20 protein-coding genes are annotated in these 19,082 nt (G+C 31.6%); 18 read left to right on the forward strand and 2 right to left on the reverse strand.

Annotated features, from left to right (window positions below; genetic code table 11):
* Positions 1–17 precede the first annotated feature (17 nt).
* The 4 genes from DYE58_RS07720 (at position 18) to DYE58_RS07740 (ending at position 2,901) form a co-directional block, all read left to right on the forward strand.
* Positions 18–1,259: an FprA family A-type flavoprotein gene (locus DYE58_RS07720; RefSeq protein ID WP_004821053.1), complete on the forward strand. Its 1,242-nt coding sequence runs from the start codon at positions 18–20 to the stop codon at positions 1,257–1,259.
* A 181-nt stretch (positions 1,260–1,440) separates the two neighbouring features.
* A complete protein-coding gene (locus DYE58_RS07725; RefSeq protein ID WP_115312168.1) occupies positions 1,441–1,629 on the forward strand; it encodes a hypothetical protein in 189 nt (62 codons plus the stop codon).
* Positions 1,630–1,672: 43 nt separating this feature from the next.
* Positions 1,673–2,053 carry a hypothetical protein gene (locus tag DYE58_RS07730; protein ID WP_004821059.1) on the forward strand — a complete coding sequence of 127 codons (381 nt, stop codon included), beginning with the start codon at positions 1,673–1,675 and terminating at the stop codon, positions 2,051–2,053.
* Positions 2,054–2,487: 434 nt separating this feature from the next.
* Entirely contained in the window at positions 2,488–2,901 is a 414-nt protein-coding gene (locus tag DYE58_RS07740; protein WP_115312170.1) for a hypothetical protein, read from the forward strand.
* Positions 2,902–2,999: 98 nt separating this feature from the next.
* Here the strand turns inward: DYE58_RS07740 and DYE58_RS07745 are convergent, their stop codons facing one another.
* Together DYE58_RS07745 and DYE58_RS07750 are read right to left on the reverse strand one after the other, a co-directional pair.
* On the reverse strand, positions 3,000–4,181 hold the full coding sequence (locus DYE58_RS07745; protein ID WP_004821065.1) for a coenzyme F420-0:L-glutamate ligase: 1,182 nt from the start codon (positions 4,179–4,181) through the stop codon (positions 3,000–3,002).
* Entirely contained in the window at positions 4,182–4,757 is a 576-nt protein-coding gene (locus tag DYE58_RS07750) for a 5-formyltetrahydrofolate cyclo-ligase (RefSeq protein ID WP_172463327.1), read from the reverse strand.
* Between the two features lie 211 nt (positions 4,758–4,968).
* On the opposite strand from DYE58_RS07750, the gene ftsE reads away from it, so the two are divergent.
* From ftsE to DYE58_RS07820, 14 genes are all read left to right on the forward strand, one after another.
* Entirely contained in the window at positions 4,969–5,655 is a 687-nt protein-coding gene (gene ftsE / locus DYE58_RS07755; RefSeq protein ID WP_115312172.1) for a cell division ATP-binding protein FtsE, read from the forward strand.
* A complete protein-coding gene (ftsX, locus tag DYE58_RS07760) occupies positions 5,642–6,541 on the forward strand; it encodes a permease-like cell division protein FtsX (RefSeq protein WP_040552343.1) in 900 nt (299 codons plus the stop codon). Before ftsE ends, ftsX begins: the two co-directional genes overlap by 14 nt.
* A gap of 10 nt (positions 6,542–6,551) precedes the next feature.
* The gene (locus tag DYE58_RS07765; protein ID WP_245946074.1) at positions 6,552–7,775 is read left to right on the forward strand and encodes a murein hydrolase activator EnvC family protein; all 1,224 of its coding nucleotides are present in this window, start codon (positions 6,552–6,554) and stop codon (positions 7,773–7,775) included.
* Between the two features lie 9 nt (positions 7,776–7,784).
* Entirely contained in the window at positions 7,785–8,954 is a 1,170-nt protein-coding gene (locus tag DYE58_RS07770; protein ID WP_004821074.1) for a S41 family peptidase, read from the forward strand.
* A gap of 169 nt (positions 8,955–9,123) precedes the next feature.
* Positions 9,124–10,506, forward strand: a complete 1,383-nt coding sequence (glmU, locus tag DYE58_RS07775) for a bifunctional UDP-N-acetylglucosamine diphosphorylase/glucosamine-1-phosphate N-acetyltransferase GlmU (RefSeq protein ID WP_004821077.1) — start codon at positions 9,124–9,126, stop codon at positions 10,504–10,506.
* Positions 10,507–10,508: 2 nt separating this feature from the next.
* Positions 10,509–11,456, forward strand: a complete 948-nt coding sequence (locus DYE58_RS07780; protein WP_040552344.1) for a ribose-phosphate diphosphokinase — start codon at positions 10,509–10,511, stop codon at positions 11,454–11,456.
* Positions 11,457–11,465: 9 nt separating this feature from the next.
* Entirely contained in the window at positions 11,466–12,023 is a 558-nt protein-coding gene (pth, locus tag DYE58_RS07785) for an aminoacyl-tRNA hydrolase (protein WP_004821081.1), read from the forward strand.
* A gap of 54 nt (positions 12,024–12,077) precedes the next feature.
* On the forward strand, positions 12,078–15,545 hold the full coding sequence (mfd, locus tag DYE58_RS07790) for a transcription-repair coupling factor (RefSeq protein WP_004821082.1): 3,468 nt from the start codon (positions 12,078–12,080) through the stop codon (positions 15,543–15,545).
* A gap of 25 nt (positions 15,546–15,570) precedes the next feature.
* Entirely contained in the window at positions 15,571–16,728 is a 1,158-nt protein-coding gene (locus tag DYE58_RS07795; protein WP_004821084.1) for a peptidylprolyl isomerase, read from the forward strand.
* A gap of 43 nt (positions 16,729–16,771) precedes the next feature.
* On the forward strand, positions 16,772–17,599 hold the full coding sequence (locus DYE58_RS07800) for an SAM-dependent methyltransferase (protein ID WP_004821085.1): 828 nt from the start codon (positions 16,772–16,774) through the stop codon (positions 17,597–17,599).
* A 134-nt stretch (positions 17,600–17,733) separates the two neighbouring features.
* Complete coding sequence (locus DYE58_RS07805; RefSeq protein WP_040552346.1) at positions 17,734–18,018, forward strand: HU family DNA-binding protein; 285 nt, start codon at positions 17,734–17,736, stop codon at positions 18,016–18,018.
* A 34-nt stretch (positions 18,019–18,052) separates the two neighbouring features.
* The gene (locus DYE58_RS07810; RefSeq protein WP_004821090.1) at positions 18,053–18,295 is read left to right on the forward strand and encodes an RNA-binding S4 domain-containing protein; all 243 of its coding nucleotides are present in this window, start codon (positions 18,053–18,055) and stop codon (positions 18,293–18,295) included.
* Between the two features lie 51 nt (positions 18,296–18,346).
* Entirely contained in the window at positions 18,347–18,637 is a 291-nt protein-coding gene (locus DYE58_RS07815) for an FtsB family cell division protein (RefSeq protein ID WP_004821091.1), read from the forward strand.
* Positions 18,638–18,663: 26 nt separating this feature from the next.
* Complete coding sequence (locus DYE58_RS07820) at positions 18,664–19,053, forward strand: S1 RNA-binding domain-containing protein (protein ID WP_004821093.1); 390 nt, start codon at positions 18,664–18,666, stop codon at positions 19,051–19,053.
* Positions 19,054–19,082 lie beyond the last annotated feature (29 nt).

Raw genomic sequence — 19,082 nt, forward strand, 5'->3', positions numbered from 1 at the left:
AAATTTAGGAGGCAAATATGTACACTGTTAGAAACGTAACAGAAGATTTATATTGGGTGGGAGTCAATGACCACAAAACAAGTTTATTTGAAAATATTTTTCCAATACCAGAAGGAGTTTCATACAACTCATACCTATTATTAGATGAAAAGACAGCTCTTTTCGATACAGTAGATTGGCAATTCGCACAAGAGTTTGTAAAAAACATTGAATACACTCTTGATGGAAGAGATTTAGATTATTTAGTAATACACCACATGGAACCGGATCACGCAGGAACAATTGAAGAAATTTGCTACAGATATCCAAATGTAAAGATTGTTTCAAGCGAACAAGGTTTTGAAATCATGAATCAACTTGGCTATACAAAACAAGATGAACATGAACAAATTATAGTTAAAGAAGGAGATACTCTAAGCTTTGGTAAACACACTAATGCTTTCGTAGAAGCTCCTATGGTTCACTGGCCGGAAGTCCTAATATCTCTTGACTTAACTGATGGAGTTCTATTCTCAGCAGATGCTTTTGGTACTTTTGGTGCACTAGATGGTAAACTTTTTGCAGATGAATTGGATTTCGATAGAGACTATTTAGATTATATGAGAAAATACTACAGCAATATCGTAGGAAAATATGGTCCATTCGTACAAGATGTTTTAAAGAAAGCGGCAGATTTACCAATTAAATATATCTGTTCTCTACATGGGCCGGTTTGGAGAGAAGATTTAGGATATATCATTGGCAAATATGATACTTGGTCAAGATATGAACCTGAAGAAGAAGGTGTTATGATAGCTTATGCATCAATGTATGGACACACAGAATATACTGCACAAGCATTAGCATCAGAACTCTGCAGAAGAGGAATGACAAAAGTTATACTTCACGATGTGTCTACAACAGATGTAGCTGATTTGATTTCAGATACTTTCAAATATTCTCATCTTGTATTAGCTTCAGTAACTTATAACTTGGGAATTTATCCTAAGATGAAAGACTTTATCCACGACTTGGAAGCTCTTAACGTTCAAAACAGAACGGTTGGTATAATTGAAAATGGTACTTGGGCTTGTACAGTTGGAGACAAGATGGAAGACTATGTAAATGAAAACCTAAAGCTTGTTGACGTATTAGGCGATAGAGTTACCGTAAATACTTCTCTAAGTGTTGCTAATAAGAATGATATGGAATCTCTTGCAGAAGCAATTTTAGAATCTATGGCTAAAAATAGAGAACTAAAAGCAAAGTTAAGCAAATAAATTATAAAGGGGCTACTTAGGTAGTCCTTTTTATATCTATTTTTAATAGATTTTATTTATATCGTCATATAAAAATAAATTTTCAAAAAAAGTATTGATTTTTTTTTTTTTTTTTTGTGATATAAAGCTTTTAAAAGCGATAGGTTATAGTAAAATGTTAACTTAAAAAAGGAGGATTGTAATGAAAAAGACGATATCAACATTCTTGAGTTTTTTATTGTTATTTGTTTCAGTTCCACAAATGAGTAGAGCACAATCATTTACTATTGGTGGAGGGTACGAAGTTAAATCCGATAAAGAGGAAATAAATTGTTATAGAATTGGAAATAAGATTTATGTAAATGGAATACATGAAGCTACTATAAATTGAAAATACATTTCCTAATAATTTAAATAATAATATAAATGAAAATATGCTTAGGACAGGCTGGATGTATACAGAAACTTGTCCTTTTGGAACAGCATCTGATTATACAAACTATATTGACACAAAAACCAGGAATATTTATCTGGAAAGAGAAATAGCAACATATACTTCAATTGTTTTAGGGGCGATAATTTCAAGTGTTTATTCTAGTATACCTCAAGGGATAGCTATAGGGATAGCTGGAAAAATTTTAAGTAACTTACCTGGTTCAAATTATGGTAATTTAAAAACTTTGTATTTTAAAGAAGATATATATGCTCATAAATCAGTGGGAAGTATTTATAGAAAAAATGTATTAAATTTTTATTTTGATTCTAATTTTACAGAGTATGCTACAAGTCAAGTTATGTATAGTTGGTGGGGTTAGATTTATTAGTTAGTAATAATATCATTAAAAATAGTATTGTTTTAAGTATAATTGGAGAATCCTATGCTAAAAGAAAGAATTAAATCAAAGAAGCTATTTGTTATAGTCAATAGTATTGTTTATATATTGTTACTTTATCCTTTAATAAATGGACTTTATAATATATTTAATCCACTTTTTATTGTGTGCTATACAATCAGCTTTATTTGGAGTTTTAAATTATTGAAAGATGAAAATAAAATATCAATAAATAATGTCTTAGGAATTACCATAGTATATGGGCTTGGATTTTATATGATGTGGCAAGTTTTTTTTAAACATAATATATAATGTTGTTATAATTTCAAAACATGTGTTTAATTTTATGGTTTATGAGTAAAATAAGTAGTATAATAGACGGTCTCATTTAGTTATCTTTATAAAGGAGGATTGTAATGAGCTTGAAAAAGGTTTATAAAAAAATTATATTTTTTGGATTGCCAGTAGTTTTAGTTACAGCAATTTTTATGAATTACACAAGAGAAGAAGTACATATTCAAAGTTTTGGAAAAGATAATCCTATTTATGTAGCTGAAAGGAATGGAAACTATGTAAGTTCCTTTAGAAATATGTATTTAAATCATTTAAATATAGCTACTACTGGAAATGGAGAAAACTTAACTATAAAATTTACTGATAATAAGAACAATGAAGTTACAGATTCCGTTACTATGAAAGCTGGAGAAAGTAGGGAAATAAAATTATCAAAATTACTGACTTTTGATGATAGTATAAATGTTAAAGTAGTTTTTGATGATTCGTTAAAAGATAATGTAACTATAGTTGCTAAAAAAGCAGGGTTACATTGAGATATAAGATGAGGTGAGATGCCTCATCTTTTTTATGTTGTGAAAATATTTAAACTTAGAAAATAAAAAATCAGCCCGAAGGCTGATAATTATATACTCTATTTAGTTGCGTAGTTATCGAAGTAACCTTGGATTAAGATTACAGGAGTTCCCTTATCTCCAGAACCTGAAGTTAAGTCGCAAAGAGAGCCAAGTAAGTCAGTAAGTCTTCTTGGAGTAGTACCAAGAGTTTCATTTTTACCAACTAAGTTGGCATCTTTATTATTTATTTTTTCTCTCATAGCTTCAGAGGCTTCTTCGCCTGAAAGACCTTTAAGTTCTGTATCAGCGATATACTTAATTTTAAGTTCGTTTGGAGTACCGATGAGACCTTTAGTGTGTCCAGGACTTACAACAGGGTCTGCAAGTTCCCAAATTTTACCTACTGGATCTTTGAATGCTCCATCTCCGTAAACCATCACTTCAATGTTGTTACCTGAGTATTCGTTAAATTTCTTTTGAAGTTCCTCAACGAATGGTTGAGCATCTCTTGGGAAAAGTTTAACAGTTTCTTCATCTGAAAGGTTAGAACCTAATAGACCGTATTCAGAGTTGTATCCACTTCCGTCAATAGATTCGTTCATTATGTCATCAAGACCATAAACTAGGTTTGCACCGGAATCTTTAAGTTCTTGTTTAACAAGTTCACGAGTGTGGATAGAACATACTAAAACATCTTTAGTGTATTTTAATATTGCCTTTGGGTCATTAGAAAAGTGAATTTCTGAATTTGGAGCAATTTCTTTATAAAGAGAAACATAGTCTATTCCAGTGAATTCATGTTTAACTTCTTCTCCAAATAATTTTCTATAATCACTTTCTTCTAATACATCAGAGTAAGGATTGATATGTTTGTCATAAAGGGCTTTTTCGTCCATTAAGTGATTTCCAACTTCATCAGATGGATAAGAAAGCAATATGTGAAGCTTTCTGCCACTCTTTGCAATTCCTCTTAAAAGAGTTGAAAATCTGTTTCTGCTTAGTATTGGAAAAACTAATCCGATTTCGCCATCAAATTTTTCTCTAACATCTTGAGCGATATTGTCTGTGCTCACATAATTACCTTGAGCTCTAGCAAGTAGAGATTCAGTAATTGCAACTACATCTTTATCTACAAGTTTAATGTTTTGAGATTCTACAGCTTTTACAACTGAATCAAATACGATATCTGAAAGGTTATCTCCTTCTTTTACAATCGGTGTTCTAATTCCTCTAACAACAGTACCAAAATATCTTTCCATTTAATTTCCTCCTACAGGTGTAAATCCATCTTCAGATAGAAATAGATGTAACTGTTGGTCATTGTCATCGTGGTCAAGCTCGTCAGATAACATATACGAATAACCTATACCTAGACGAGTTGGGTTAGTTTTGAGAATAGCGAAGAATTTATCATAAAAACCTCCACCATAACCAATTCTATATCCATTAAGATCAAATGCAAGACCTGGAGTTAAAACTAAATCTAAAACTTCAGGATCTACTAAGTTAATGTTTTTCTCAGAAGGCTCGAGTATTCCCATATAATTAGGCTGTAAATCTTCAAAATTTTCTATTTTGGAGACGCCCATGGTGAATGTTTCTCTATCGACTACAGGCACATAAATATTTTTTCCGTCTTTTAGAGCTTGTTTTATAAACTGATGGGTATCAACTTCATTTTGATAGCTAACAAATGTAAAAATGTGTTGGCTATCTTTGTATAATTCTGAGTTGGTTAAATTTGTAAAAATTTGAGCCGATGCAGAATTAATATAATCGGTCGTAAGATTTTTTCTTTTTCTTAAGTTTTCTTTTCTCATTTGGATTTTATCCATTCTCATCACCTCAACATTAACATTATACACGAATTTTATGGAATTTCCAGTTTTTTATAAATTTAGAACAATAAAAATTTATAAAAAATAATTTATTCTACTGTTAAAAATGAGTTTAATCCATTAAAATATCGATAAAGGTTGTAATTTGTTACTGTTTTGTAATATAATAAAAAATCAAGAATAATTAATTTTTATGAAAGGAATAACAATGATAGAATTTAAAAATGTATTTAAAGAGTATGGTAACGGAGTTATGGCTCTTTCAAATATAAACATGGTTGTTCCGAGAGGGGATTTTGTTTTTTTAGTTGGTCCAAGTGGAGCTGGAAAATCAACTCTTGTAAAGCTACTCATAAGAGAAGAAAAAGTTACAAGGGGGAACATCATAATAAATAATACTGATATAACTAAGTTAAAGAACAGTCAAGTTCCTAAGCTCAGAAGAGATATTTCAGTAGTGTTTCAAGATTTTAGACTTTTGGCCAAAAAAAATGTATTTGAAAATGTGGCATATCCTCTTGAAGTTCAAGGAGAAAGTAAAAAGAATATAAAAATAGCAGTGGAACATGCTTTAGAACTTGTAAATTTGGAAGATAAAATGAAATCTTATCCTTCGGAATTGTCAGGTGGACAAGACCAAAGAGTATCAATAGCAAGAGCTATAGTAAATAAGGCGCCTATACTTGTCTGTGACGAGCCGACAGGTAATTTGGATCAAGAAACTGCTTGGGAAGTTATGAATACTCTTGAGAAAATAAATAATCAAGGCACTACAATCATAATGGCGACTCATGCAGTTGAGATTGTAAATAATATGAAAAAACGTGTTATAACTCTAAAAGATGGTCAAGTTGTAAATGACGTTAAAAATGGAGGATATTATGAGAATATTTAGACAATTCATAAATATCCTAAAAGAGAGTTTAAAGGGAATAATAAGAAATTTTGGTATGGCGACTGCATCTACTATTTCAATAGGTGCTATGTTGACTCTTTTTGGAATTGTATTGTTACTTCTTTTAAATATAAATAGCGCTGTTTATAATTTAGGTCAAGAACTTGATAAAGTTGTGGTTTTCATAAGAGATGAAGCGCCGGCAGCAGACATAAATAACCTGATAGCTAAATTGAGCAAAGATGAACGTGTAACTCAAGTGCAATATATATCAAAGGAAAAAGCAGTTGAAAAATTCAAAGAACGTTTGGGAGATAAGGCTTATGTAATGGATTCATTGCCGCCAGATGCACTTCCGGCATCTTTAATTGTGAGTTTAAATGATTTGACAATTGCATCAGAAGTTGCAAGAGAAATGACAGGACATAATATTGTAGAGAGAGCTGACTATCAGTACGAATTGATTGAACAAATGTATAAATTTGAAAACATGGTAAAGTATGTTGGTGCAGCAATTGTATTGGCATTAGTGTTTGTTTCAGTTTTAATTATCCATAATACTATTAGAATAGCAGTTTCTAATAGGAGCCACGAGATAAATATAATGAAATATATAGGAGCGACAGATTCGTATATTAGAAGTCCATTTTTAATAGAAGGAATAATATTTGGATTAGTTGGCGCTGCGTTGGCGTTTTTTATTGTTCACCATTTGTACAGTTTTTACTATGCAGGTCATAATGCACAAATAACAAATATAATTGAGGTTGGGCTTGTAAGTCCTACTATAATAGGTAAGCATATTTCAATTATATTTGCCTGTATTGGAGCAGGCATAGGTTATTTAGGTTCGTTGGTGTCTACTGAAAGACATTTAAATGTATGAGGAGACTTTAATGAAAAATATGAGGACATCAGTGGCGATTATATCAGCTACTGTTTTATTAAGTAGTAGTGTATATGCTTCAAGTAGTTCACTTGAGAAACAAAAGACTAACATACAAAAACAAAAGCAACAAATTTCAGAGCAACTTAAAAAAAGCAAAAACAGTATAAATGAAGTTCAAAAGAATGTTAATACTGTGCAAGGTGAAATTATAGAAATAGATAAAAAAATAAGTGGTTTATCAAATGGCATCTATGCTTTAGAAACTGAAATTACAGCTTTAAAAGAGGACATAGATAGAAAGAGCAAAGAGTTAGTTACAGCCCAAGAAGATTTAGAAAAGAGTAAAAAATTATTTACTGAGAGAGTAAGGGCAATGTATATGAATGGAAAAGTAGAATACATTGAAGTAATTTTAAATTCACGTGATATTGAAGAATTGCTTTTAAATTATGAAATTATTTCGTCCATAGCTGATTCAGACAAAAAATTACTTGATGAAATTTCAGAAAAAATCAATGTGATAACTAATACAAAAAAGATTTTAGAAGATAACAAAGTAAAAATCGAAGCCTCAAAGAGTAAATTAGAATCTGAAAAAAATCAATACGTTGCGGCAAATCAAAAGAAACAAGAATATATGAATAAACTTCAACTTGACGTTCAAGCATATACTAAAGAATATGAAATTGCTGAAAATGAATGGACTAACTTAGATAAAGAAATTCTAAAATTACAAGATGAAATAAAAATTGCTAAACAAAGAGAAGCTTTAGCAGCACAACAGGCAAAAGCTGGAATAAATAGAACTGCAAATTTGAGGAACTTAAATTTAGGACCTAGAAACGGAGCAAATTTATCTTGGCCAGTTCCAGGATGCTATAGCATTTCATCTCCTTTTGGCTACAGAATTCACCCTATTTTAGGAACTAGCAGATTCCATTCTGGAGTAGACATTCCGGCCTCAAGTGGAACACCAGTAATAGCAGTTAGAAAAGGTACTGTCATAATGTCAAAATTTATGAATGGATATGGTAATGTTGTAATGGTGGATCATGGAGATATCGTAACCGTATATGCGCATAACAGTGCACTAAAAGTTATGCCAGGGCAAACAGTTAGTACTGGAGATGTAATAGCATTAGTAGGTTCAACAGGTCTATCTACGGGACCGCATTTACATTTTGAAGTAAGGGTTGAAGGGCAGCCGGTTAACCCATTAAATTATATATAGGTAGATACAATGAAAAAATACTTAAAAGTTTTAGTGTGTATAATATTATTAATAGTTACACATATATTTACCTTTGTCTTAGGGGCAGGGGGATTCATTAAAGTAGATAAAGATAAATATACACAGATTGCACAATTAGAAGATTTTGTAAGGAAACATTATCTATATGAAGTTACAGACAAACAACTTTTAGAAGGAGAATTAAAAGGTGTTGTATCCGGATTGAATGACCCATATTCAGAATATTATACAAAAGAAGAATATGATAGACTTATGGACTTTACAACAGGAAAATTCTTCGGAATAGGCGTGGTCATAACTAAAGGCGAGGATAATTTAATAACTGTAATTTCTCCAATAAAGGGCTCTCCAGCAGATGTAGCCGGTGTAAAAGCAGGAGATAAAATATTAAAAGTTGCAGACCAAGAATTTAGTGGGGATAAATTACAAGAAGCGTCTAACCTTATGAAGGGTAAAAAAGGGACAGAAATAAAGATTACTCTTTTAAGAAAAACTGGTGAAACTGAAGACTTGACTATAAAACGTGATGAAATAAGAGTTGATACAGTAAATTCAGAATTAATCGGCAATATAGGATATGTAGATATATTACAATTTGATGAGATGACTTCTAAAGATTTTGAAAAGACTTTAAAAGAATTTAAGTCTAAAAATGTAGAAGGAATGATTTTAGACTTAAGAGGAAATCCAGGTGGTGTAGTTACATCAGCAGCTGAGATAGCAGATTTACTTTTACCTAAGGGTAATATAGTCTATGCAGAAACTAAAAATGGCAAGAGAGATTTTGAATTCGACTCTGACGAAAATCATTACAGTGCACCTTTAGTGGTATTGGTTAATGAGGGGTCGGCATCTGCGTCAGAGCTTCTAAGCGGAGCTCTTAAAGATTATAAAAGAGCTACCATAGTAGGTAAAAAGACATTTGGTAAGGGAATTGTTCAAACTGCAGTTAGATTTCCAAACGGAGATGGAATAAAATTAACTACATCTGAATACTTTTTACCAAGTGGTAAATCAATTCACAAATTAGGAGTAGAACCTGATGTTGAAGTTGAATTGAATAAAGAGACTAAGGGAATAGGCCCTAATTTTAAAGACACAGACAATCAATTACAAAAGGCAATTGAAATATTGCAAAGTGAAATAAATAAAAAATAAGTTTAGAAATCCTTTTAAAATGAAAAATTTTAAGAGGATTTTTTAATTGTAAATCTATAATAATTTTAATAAAAATATTTTAATACTATAAAAAGTAAGTTTTAATGTTGAGTAAACTCGATTTGATATGTATAATAGTTTTAGAAAAATGTAAAGGTGTGGTAAAAAAATGAAGGTTTCTGTAATCCTTGCGGCAGGCGAAGGATCAAGAATGAAATCAAAAAAACCTAAAGTAATTCATGAAATACTGGGAGAACCAATGCTTGGATATGTCGTTAAGGCTGCGAGAGAAAGTGATGTCAGTAGAGTAAGTGTTATAGTGGGACATGGCAAAGAAGAAATTGTCAAACGTTTTGAAAATTCTGAATTGATTTTTAGAACTCAGCCCATAGGAGATGATGTGCCTTATGGGACTGGATTTGCAGTTATGCAAGCCATTGAAGATTTTGAAGATGAAGATACAGTACTTATATTAAACGGAGATACACCTCTTGTTAAGGCTGATACTTTAAACGGACTTATGGAGTATCATGAAAGAGGTAATTTTTCATGCACAATTTTAACAGCCGATATGCAAAATCCATTTGGCTATGGAAGAATAGTTAGAAATGAAGATGCACAGATTACAAGGATAGTTGAAGAAAAAGATGCCGGAGGAAAAGAAAAACTTATTAGAGAAATAAACTCCGGAATTTTTGTGTTTAACGGTAGAGAATTAAAAAATTCTTTAAAAAATCTAAATACGGATAATTCTCAAGGTGAATTATATTTAACAGATGTAGTAAAAGATTTATTCGAAAGTGAAAAGAGAATAGGTGGCTATAAGTTAAAGGATAATACAGAAATTCTCGGGATAAATTCGAGAGATAGCTTGTGTATTGCAAATGAAATTATGCAAACTAGAGTTAATGTTGAGTATATGAAAAAAGGTGTAACAATGATAGATAGCAAATCAATTATCATTGAACCTACAGTTGAGATAGGACGTGACACCAAAATATATCCAGGAGCTATTTTACAGGGCAATACAGTTATCGGTGAAGACTGCACCATTTATGGAAATACAAGAATTATAGATTCTAAAATAGGCAATGGAGTTATTATAGACAATGCACTAATTGAGGAATCTGTTGTTGGAGATGGAACTACAATAGGACCATTTGCACACTTAAGACCTAAGAGTAATGTTGGCAAAAAAGTTAAAATAGGTAATTTTGTAGAAGTTAAAAATACAAATTTTGGAGACGGATCTAAAGCGGGACATCTTGCATATATTGGAGACGCTGATGTGGCAGAAGATGTAAATGTTGGGTGTGGAGTAGTGTTTGTAAATTATGATGGAAAGAACAAATTTAGAAGTCAAATAGACGAAGGTGCTTTTTTAGGTTCTAATTCCAATATAGTTGCACCAGTTCACGTTGAAAAAAATGGCTATATAGCAGCTGGTTCTACAATAACAAAAGATGTTGTCGAAGGTCAATTGGCAATAGAGAGAGCAGACAGAAGAGATATTAAAGGTTGGGTAACAAAGAAAGGTTTAAACAGGAGGTAGTTATGTCAGTTTCAGGAGATATTCAAATATTTACAGGTAATTCAAACAAAAAATTAGTTGAGGACATTTGCAGAGAACTTGGAGTGGAAATGGGAAAATGTGAAGTAAAGACATTTTCTGATGGTGAAATAGCAATAGACATCGCAGAAACAGTTAGAGGAAGAGATGTTTATGTAATTCAATCAACTTCAAATCCTGTAAATAAGAATTTGATGGAAACATTGATTATGGTAGACGCTCTTAAGAGAGCTTCAGCAGGGCATATAAATGTTGTGCTTCCATACTATGGATATGCAAGACAAGACCGTAAAACTAAGGCTCGTGAACCAATCACATCTAAATTAGTTGCAGACCTTTTAACAGTTGCCGGAGCAAACAGGGTAGTTACTATGGACCTACACGCAGGTCAAATTCAAGGTTATTTTAATATTCCTGTTGATCATTTGACAGCTGTCCCAACTCTTGCAAAATATTTCACAGATATAGTTGAAGGAGAAAATTTTGTAGTTGTGTCTCCTGATTTGGGGGGGGTAACTAGAACAAGAAAGTTTGCCAACCAATTAAATTTACCTATCGCAATTATAGAAAAGAGAAGACCAAAGCCAAATGTATCAGAAGTTATGAATATAATTGGGGATATTGAAGGTAAAAATTGTATTTTGGTTGACGATATAATCGATACAGCTGGAACTATTTGTAAAGCAGCAGAAGCTTTGAAGGCAAAAGGGGCAAAGAAGGTATATGGTTGCGCAACCCATGGGGTACTATCGGGACCGGCAACTGAAAGATTAGAAAGTAGTGTTATGGAGAAATTTATTATATCGGATACAATTTTCTTACCTGAAGAAAAGAAAATTGACAAAATTGATGTAGTGTCTGTTGCAAGTTTATTTGCTGCTGCAATAAGAAGAATAAACTCAAATAGTTCAGTAAGTGAAATGTTTGAATAAGGTGATTATTTGTATATAGTAGCGGGCCTTGGCAATCCGGGCAAGAATTATGAGTACACAAGACACAACGTTGGATTTTTGGCAATTGATAAATTAGCAGAAAAGCTCAATGTGAAAGTCAAAAAGATAAAATTTAAAGGACTTTATGAAGAGGTCCGAATAAATAATGAAAAAGTAATACTGTTGAAACCTCAAACTTATATGAATAATAGTGGAGAGTCTATTAGAGATGCCATGAATTTTTATAAGCTTGAGCCTGAAGATGTGATTATTTTAGTTGACGACATAGATATAGCTCCATATACTCTTAAAATAAAAAAAAGCGGCTCTGCTGGAACGCATAATGGATTGAAGTCAATTATATATCAGTTACAAAGCGATAAGTTTTTGAGGATTAAGATAGGCGTTGGAAACAATGAACATAAAATAGATTTAGCAGAATATGTACTTGGGGGATTTAGCAAGGCAGATGGCCCTAAGATAGAAAATGCTATAGAAAGAGCAGCTGATTCGGTTGTAGAAATTATTGAAAACGGGTCAGATGCTGCGATGAATAAGTTTAACTAATCGGGGAGCACTCTTCCCGATTTTACTTGTTATATTAGATTCTAGGAGAAAATATTGTTATTAAAATACGGTTTTAGAAATTTAAGCAATTTTTCAGAAATTCAGAGTAGCATAGAGAGAGGGGATACCTTACACATTTATGGTGTAACTCCATCAGCAACTTCTCATTTTGCATATGCAATTTTTGAAAATAGACCCTTAGTGATTGTAGCTAACGATGGTTTAAAAGCCAGAAAAATATATGAAGACTTGAACAGTCTTGGTCAAAAAACTGAATATTTTCCTGAAAGAGAAGTATTTTTATATAATAAATTTTCTAAGTCGGCAGAAAATACTTACAGTAGATTAAAAACCATGACAAAGTTGGCAAGTGGAGAAGTAGATTTTTTAGTTTGTACTCTGGGTGCATTGGCAGATAGATATAATCCAGTTGAAATTTTTAAAAATTATTCATTCGAAATAATTCAAGGTAAAAATATAATTGAAAATATCGAAGAAAAGTTAATTCAACTTGGTTATGAGAGATATTCGCAAGTAGAAGCTCAGGGTCAATTTGCAATCAGGGGGAATATAATCGACATATATTCTGAAAATCCATATAGAATAGAGCTTTTTGATATTGAAGTAGATTCGATAAGAACTTTTGATATATCTACTCAAAGGTCAATTGATACTTTGGGAAATATAAAAGTACTGCCAGCTCAAGAAATGATTTTAACTTCAGAGATGAAGGAAATAGTTATAAAGAAAATAAATTCTGAGTTAAAAAAGACAAAGCTTACAGGCAAAGAAAAGGAAAGGCTTGAAGAAAAATTTAAACGAGTTATAGAAAAAATTGAGACAGGAGATATAGGACCGATAATAGATTTGGCGACACCTTTTTTAGAAGCGGAACACACATCAACTGTACTTGATTATTTTGTAGAAAAACCAATTGTTTTGATGGAAGAACCAAACATATCTTTTGAACATTTTGAAGCAAGTTCTAGGGACAGCCTGGATAATTTGTCTGAGTTGATTGCAAGAGGAGAGGCTTTAAAAGCACATGAGAATGTAAAATTTGATGAAGCATTTTTGATTGAAACTTTAAATAGTTCAAATTTGATAACTTTAAACACACTGACTGTTTCTCAAAAATATTTTAAAACTGGAAAGCCTTTTAATATAAAAATAAAATCATCTACGAACTATCGAGGAAAAATAAAATTATTCATCGATGATTTGAAAGATTATGTTTATAGAGGCAATAAGGTAATAATATTAGCGGGTAGTGAAACTAAAGCTAAAAAATTTGTTACGACTTTGGAAGAATTTGATTTACATTCAAGGTTTGATAAAGATTTTGAAACTGAAATAAAAACTTCTGAAATTGTAGTTACAGAAGGAAGTATTCACGAAGGCTTTGAAATAGTAGATTCTAAATATGTCGTTTTAAGTTATTCAGAAATTTATGGCAGCTCAAATAAGAAAAAACACAAAAAAGATAAAAATGCCAAGAAGATAAATTTTGATGATTTAAAAGTTGGAGATTATGTAGTACATGAAGCCCATGGTATCGGAAAGTATATGGGCACTGATAGACTTGAAGTACAAGGAACTCAAAAAGACTATGTGATTTTAGAATATCGTGGCGAAGACAAACTATTTATTCCCATAGAAAATCTGGATTCAATCTATAAATATGTTGTTGGAGACGGTACTAAACCGAAAATAAATAAATTAAACTCTGTTGAATGGAGTCGTACAAAGCAAAAAGTAAGAAAAAACATAGAAGATCTGGCAGATGATTTAATAAATTTATATGCTACAAGAGAGAAAATTAAGGGATATAAGTTTAGTGAAGACACTCAATGGCAAAGCGAGTTTGAAGATGCATTTATATATGAAGAAACAGAAGGACAAACAAGCTCAATAGCAGAGATTAAAAAAGATATGGAGTCTGAAAGACCAATGGATAGATTGTTGTGCGCCGATGTGGGATATGGAAAGACAGAAGTTGCACTTAGAGCAGCTTTTAAGGCGATTATGGATTCAAAACAAGTTGCATTTTTGGTGCCGACAACTATACTTGCAGAGCAACACTATAACACAATCGTAGAAAGGTTTAGAGATTTTCCAGTGAAGATAGCATTGTTGTCAAGATTTAGATCAAGAGCACAGATTAAAAAAGATCTTGAAGATTTAAAGGACGGATTCGTGGATATAGTTGTTGGAACTCATAGATTACTTTCAGAAGATGTAAAGTTTAAGGACTTGGGATTATTAATTATAGATGAAGAGCAGAGATTTGGAGTAAGACATAAAGAGAAGTTAAAGACTTTGAAAAAAAATGTGGACACATTGACCCTTACAGCAACTCCAATTCCAAGAACATTGCAGATGTCTATGATTGGCATAAGGGATATGTCAGTTATAGATGAACCGCCGGAAGAGAGATTTCCAGTTCAAACTTATGTGTTAGAGCACAATCCTCTTATGGTTAGAGAGGCGATTATAAAGGAAATTGAAAGAGGCGGACAAGTTTTTTATGTGACCAACAGAGTTCAAGAAATGGAACTCAAAATGGCAGAGTTAAAAGATTTAGTTCCTGAGGCGAGTTTTACAATGGCTCATGGGCAGATGAGTGAGAGAGAACTTGAGAAGACTTTCGTAGATTTTATTAAGGGAGAATATGATGTTCTTATAGCATCGACAATTATAGAAACCGGATTGGATGTTCAAAATGCAAATACAATTATAGTAACTGAAGCAAACCGATTGGGACTATCTCAGTTATACCAATTGAGAGGTAGAGTAGGTAGGTCAAACAGAATTGCATATGCATATTTTACGTATGAAAAAGATGTTTCACTTACAGAAGTTGCAACTAAGAGACTTAAATCTATAAAGGAGTTTACGGAATTTGGAAGTGGATATAAACTTGCTCTAAAAGACCTTGAAATAAGAGGCTCAGGCTCCATACTTGGTTCAAGACAATCGGGTCATGTAAATTCAATAGGATATGATTTATATATTAAATATTTGAAAGAAGCAGTTGCTAAAAAGCGAGGAGAAGAAGTCGAAGAAGTTGAAGATACACAAGTAGATATAAAAGTAAATTCATTCATTCCACACAACTACATTATGGATAATGAACAAAGACTTGAAATTTACAAAAAAATTGCTATGATTGATAGTGAGACTGAATACCAAGACTTAGTAGATGAGTTGATAGATAGGTATTCAGATGTACCAGAAGAAGTTTCTAATTTGATGGATATTTCCTTGATAAGAAATAAAGCTAGAGAATCAGGCATTACATCAGTCATGCAAAGCGGCGATAGATATGATTTAAGGCTTAAGAATTTACCTAATTTAGAGTTGATAAATGTGTTGCAAGATATGTTTAGAAATATAACTTTTGACTTGGGAACCTCGCCGGGACTTATAATAAAAGGTTTAAAATATCCACTACAAGATTTGTTGAAAATTGTTGGGATAGTTAAGTTACACAAAATTAACACCAATGCAACGGCTTCTTAGTGTATAATAAATAGAAAAAGAGAGGATGAATGTTTTGAATTTAAAAAATACTATGAATAAAATTGTGTTGGGAGTAGGACTTTCAGCATTACTTATTACAACAGCTTGTGGAACACCTAAAAAAGAAGGAGTTGCCGCTACAGTTAATGGAGTGGATATAACTCAAGAAGAATTTGTAAAGAACTATGCAAGCCAAAGAAATTATTATACTCTGTCAGCAGGAAGTGAAAGTTATTTAACCGAAAAATCACCTCAAGATCCATCAAAAACTATGGACCAAGTTATTAAAGAATCTGTTTTAAATGACTTAATTGATATGGAAATTTTAAAACAAGATGCTGAAAAATTAGGGATCAAAGCAGAAGAGGCAGAAATTGACAAGGAATTAAATACTGTTAAAGAGCAAATGGGTGGACAAGAAGCTTTTAATGAACAATTAAAGCAAATGGGTTCAAATGAAGCGTATTACAGAAAATACTTCACTAACTTAAATATAATGAAACAATACTATAAAGTAAAAGAAAAAGAATTTAAGGCAAGTGAAGACGAAATTAAAAAATATTATGATGAACATAAAGATGAATACTTTACAGCGGATGCAGCACATATTCTTGTTAAAGATGTAAATGAAGCTAATTTAATCAAGAAAGAGCTATCTAAAGGTGCGGACTTTGCCCAAATTGCAAAAGAAAAATCAACAGATAAAGGTTCAGCTGAAAAAGGCGGAGAACTTGGAGAATTTTCAAATGGAATGATGGTAAAAGAATTTGAAGATGTTGTTAAATCTATTAAAGTTGGAGAAATATCTGACCCGGTAGAATCTCAATTCGGTTTCCACATCATTAAACTTAATAAATTTGAAAATAAGAAATTAGAAGAAGTTAAAGAAATTATTGAAAGTGCTGTAACTCAACAAAAATATAAAGATCATCTTGATAATCTTAAAAAAGAAGCTAAAATAGAAAAATATGTAAATGTAAAAGACGACATCGAAATTCCTGAAGAATTTAAATTACCAACAGCAGCTACAAAAGCAGAAGACAAGAGTAAAGAAACACCGGCAGATGAAGTTGGAAATTCAACAGTAGAAACAAAAGAAAAAGCTAAAGCAAACAAAGCTTCAAATACAAAAGAAAATAAGAATGCAAAAAATACTGAAAAAACAGAAGAAAAAAGCAAATAATTAGAAAAGAGGAGGGGTGGCTTTAAGCCACCTTTTTTATAAGATGATAAATATAATAGGACTTGGAGCAACAGACCAATATGGCATCACTTTACAAGCTTTAGAATATATAAAAGATGAAAATCCAAATTATTTGAGAACTGAAAAAGTAGATGCAATTAAAAAATTTATTGAATTAAATGTAAAATACAACACATTTGACTATCTATACGAAAGCGAAGAAACATTCGAAGAAGTTTATGATAAAATAGTAGAAACACTGATTGAAAAGTCAAAAGAAAGAGATATAAACTATTTTGTACCAGGGACACCACTTATAGCAGAAAGAACAGTTTTAAAATTAATTGAAAAGAAAATTGATATTCACTTGGTGGCTGGAGTGAGCTTTATAGAACATATTTTAAATGCTGTGAAAAGAGACCCATCAACAGGCTTTATGTTACTTGATGCAGATGATTTTACTCCATTTAACATAAACACTAAGCTTGATATAGCAATAACTCAAGTTTATAACATGAGAACAGCAGTAGACTTAAAATTGTCTCTATCTGAAATATACGGGGATGAATACAAAGTTTACTTTATAAAAAATGCCGGACTCGAAGATGAAACTGTAGAATATATATCCATATATGAAATGGACAGAATAGAATATAATCATCAGTGTGTAATCTATATTCCAAAATCAGATATAGTTGGGTTTGGAGATATATTAAATAAATTTAGAAAAGAAGATAAGAAAATAGATGTGGATGTGGAAGAATTAATTGAAAATTTAAAAAATGATTTAGAAGAATTAGTTGCAGTTGACACAAATGGAGAGAGTTATATATACGATATTTTACAGAAAATTTACAATAAAAATGTCTAAAATTAGGCTTTTTTTATAAATTTAAGTGGAAAGATTAGGTAAGATAGGGTATAATAACGATAGTCTTAGAAGATAAGGTAATTGCACAGCAAAAAAACATGGCTGAAACGGCAATTAATAAAGGAGGATTTATAGTGAACAAATCAGAATTAGTAACAAGCATAGCAGAAAAAAGTAATTTAACAAAAAAAGATGCTGAAATGGCTCTTAACGCATTTTTAGAATCAGTACAAGAAGCTCTTACAGATGGAGAAAAAGTACAATTAGTAGGATTCGGAACTTTCGAAGTTAGAGAAAGAAAAGCAAGAGAAGGAAGAAACCCAAGAAATCCTGAAGAAGTTATCAAAATTCCTAAGTCAAATGCCCCTGTATTCAGATCAGGTAAAGCATTAAAAGAAGCAGTAAATAAAAGCAAATAAGCTATTGGGGGCATAAGTAGCTCCCATTTTTAATATGAGATTAGATAAATTTTTAAAAATATCAAGAATTATAGTTAGAAGAACTGTAGCTAAGACAGCAGCTGAAGGTGGTCATATTAAAGTGAATAACAATGTGGCAAAACCATCAACTGAAGTTAAAGTTGGAGATTTAATTGAAATAGAATTTGGCAATTCTACAAGAAGAGTAGAAGTCTTAGAGATAAAAGACCATGTAAAAAAGGACGAAGCTGATAGTTTGTATAAAATTATTGACTAACTCCTTGAAAAAACTACTTTCGGGTGTGATAATGACTTTGGAGGCTATTTTATGAAAAGAAGAGGAATTCCTAAAATATACATAGCTATCGTAATTATTTCGGCGGTTTATGCTGGACACAATATGAGTACAGCTATGTCTAAAGCTCATGATAAAAATATTCAGTTAGCGGAATACAATAGGGAAATAAAAACTTTAAAGTCAGATATAAAAAATCTTGAAGAAGAAAAAAAATCATCAGGCTCTCTTGAGTTTATTGAAAAAGTTGCAAGAGAAGAACTTGGGATGGTTAAACCTAGAGAGGTAGTTTATATTGATAAGGAAAAAGCCGAGAAAAAATAACAGAAGAACATAGGAGGAATTATTTAATGGCATTAACTGTAGGCCAAATAGTAGAAGGTGTTGTATCAAATGTAATGAAATTTGGTGCGTTTATTAGTTTACCGGAAGAACAAAGCGGGTTAGTACATATATCCCAAATATCAGATTCATACGTTGAAAATGTCAGTGACCATTTAGAGAAAGGTCAAACAGTAAAAGTTAAAATACTTTCAATGGAAGATGGCAAAATTGATCTTTCGATAAAACAAGCACTTCCGAAGACCTCTAAACCGGCTGTAGTCGATTTTGAAAAAACTGAAAAAGACTCTTCTTTTGAAGATAAACTTTCAAAGTTTTTAAAAGATTCAAATGAAAAATACGAACAAGCAAGATCAAGACAAAATGCCAAAATGGGAACAGGTAGATCTCGTAGATAATGGCCATCAAAGATGGCCATATTTTTTTG

The sequence above is a fragment of the Peptoniphilus indolicus genome (genome assembly GCF_900454665.1).
Taxonomy (GTDB): domain Bacteria; phylum Bacillota; class Clostridia; order Tissierellales; family Peptoniphilaceae; genus Peptoniphilus; species Peptoniphilus indolicus.

What these genes read in the sequence shown, in the direction of transcription:
- DYE58_RS07730 (WP_004821059.1), top strand. Translation starts at nt 1,673, where the DNA reads ATGCTTAGGACAGGCTGGATGTATACAGAAACTTGTCCTTTTGGAACA.
- DYE58_RS07800 (WP_004821085.1), top strand. Translation starts at nt 16,772, where the DNA reads ATGATAAATATAATAGGACTTGGAGCAACAGACCAATATGGCATCACT.
- DYE58_RS07720 (WP_004821053.1), top strand. Translation starts at nt 18, where the DNA reads ATGTACACTGTTAGAAACGTAACAGAAGATTTATATTGGGTGGGAGTC.
- DYE58_RS07745 (WP_004821065.1), bottom strand. Translation starts at nt 4,181, where the DNA reads ATGGAAAGATATTTTGGTACTGTTGTTAGAGGAATTAGAACACCGATT.
- DYE58_RS07815 (WP_004821091.1), top strand. Translation starts at nt 18,347, where the DNA reads ATGAAAAGAAGAGGAATTCCTAAAATATACATAGCTATCGTAATTATT.
- ftsE (WP_115312172.1), top strand. Translation starts at nt 4,969, where the DNA reads ATGATAGAATTTAAAAATGTATTTAAAGAGTATGGTAACGGAGTTATG.
- DYE58_RS07810 (WP_004821090.1), top strand. Translation starts at nt 18,053, where the DNA reads ATGAGATTAGATAAATTTTTAAAAATATCAAGAATTATAGTTAGAAGA.
- DYE58_RS07765 (WP_245946074.1), top strand. Translation starts at nt 6,552, where the DNA reads ATGAAAAATATGAGGACATCAGTGGCGATTATATCAGCTACTGTTTTA.
- DYE58_RS07740 (WP_115312170.1), top strand. Translation starts at nt 2,488, where the DNA reads ATGAGCTTGAAAAAGGTTTATAAAAAAATTATATTTTTTGGATTGCCA.
- DYE58_RS07725 (WP_115312168.1), top strand. Translation starts at nt 1,441, where the DNA reads ATGAAAAAGACGATATCAACATTCTTGAGTTTTTTATTGTTATTTGTT.
- DYE58_RS07780 (WP_040552344.1), top strand. Translation starts at nt 10,509, where the DNA reads ATGTCAGTTTCAGGAGATATTCAAATATTTACAGGTAATTCAAACAAA.
- DYE58_RS07750 (WP_172463327.1), bottom strand. Translation starts at nt 4,757, where the DNA reads ATGGATAAAATCCAAATGAGAAAAGAAAACTTAAGAAAAAGAAAAAAT.
- DYE58_RS07795 (WP_004821084.1), top strand. Translation starts at nt 15,571, where the DNA reads ATGAATGTTTTGAATTTAAAAAATACTATGAATAAAATTGTGTTGGGA.
- DYE58_RS07770 (WP_004821074.1), top strand. Translation starts at nt 7,785, where the DNA reads ATGAAAAAATACTTAAAAGTTTTAGTGTGTATAATATTATTAATAGTT.
- DYE58_RS07820 (WP_004821093.1), top strand. Translation starts at nt 18,664, where the DNA reads ATGGCATTAACTGTAGGCCAAATAGTAGAAGGTGTTGTATCAAATGTA.
- glmU (WP_004821077.1), top strand. Translation starts at nt 9,124, where the DNA reads ATGAAGGTTTCTGTAATCCTTGCGGCAGGCGAAGGATCAAGAATGAAA.
- ftsX (WP_040552343.1), top strand. Translation starts at nt 5,642, where the DNA reads ATGAGAATATTTAGACAATTCATAAATATCCTAAAAGAGAGTTTAAAG.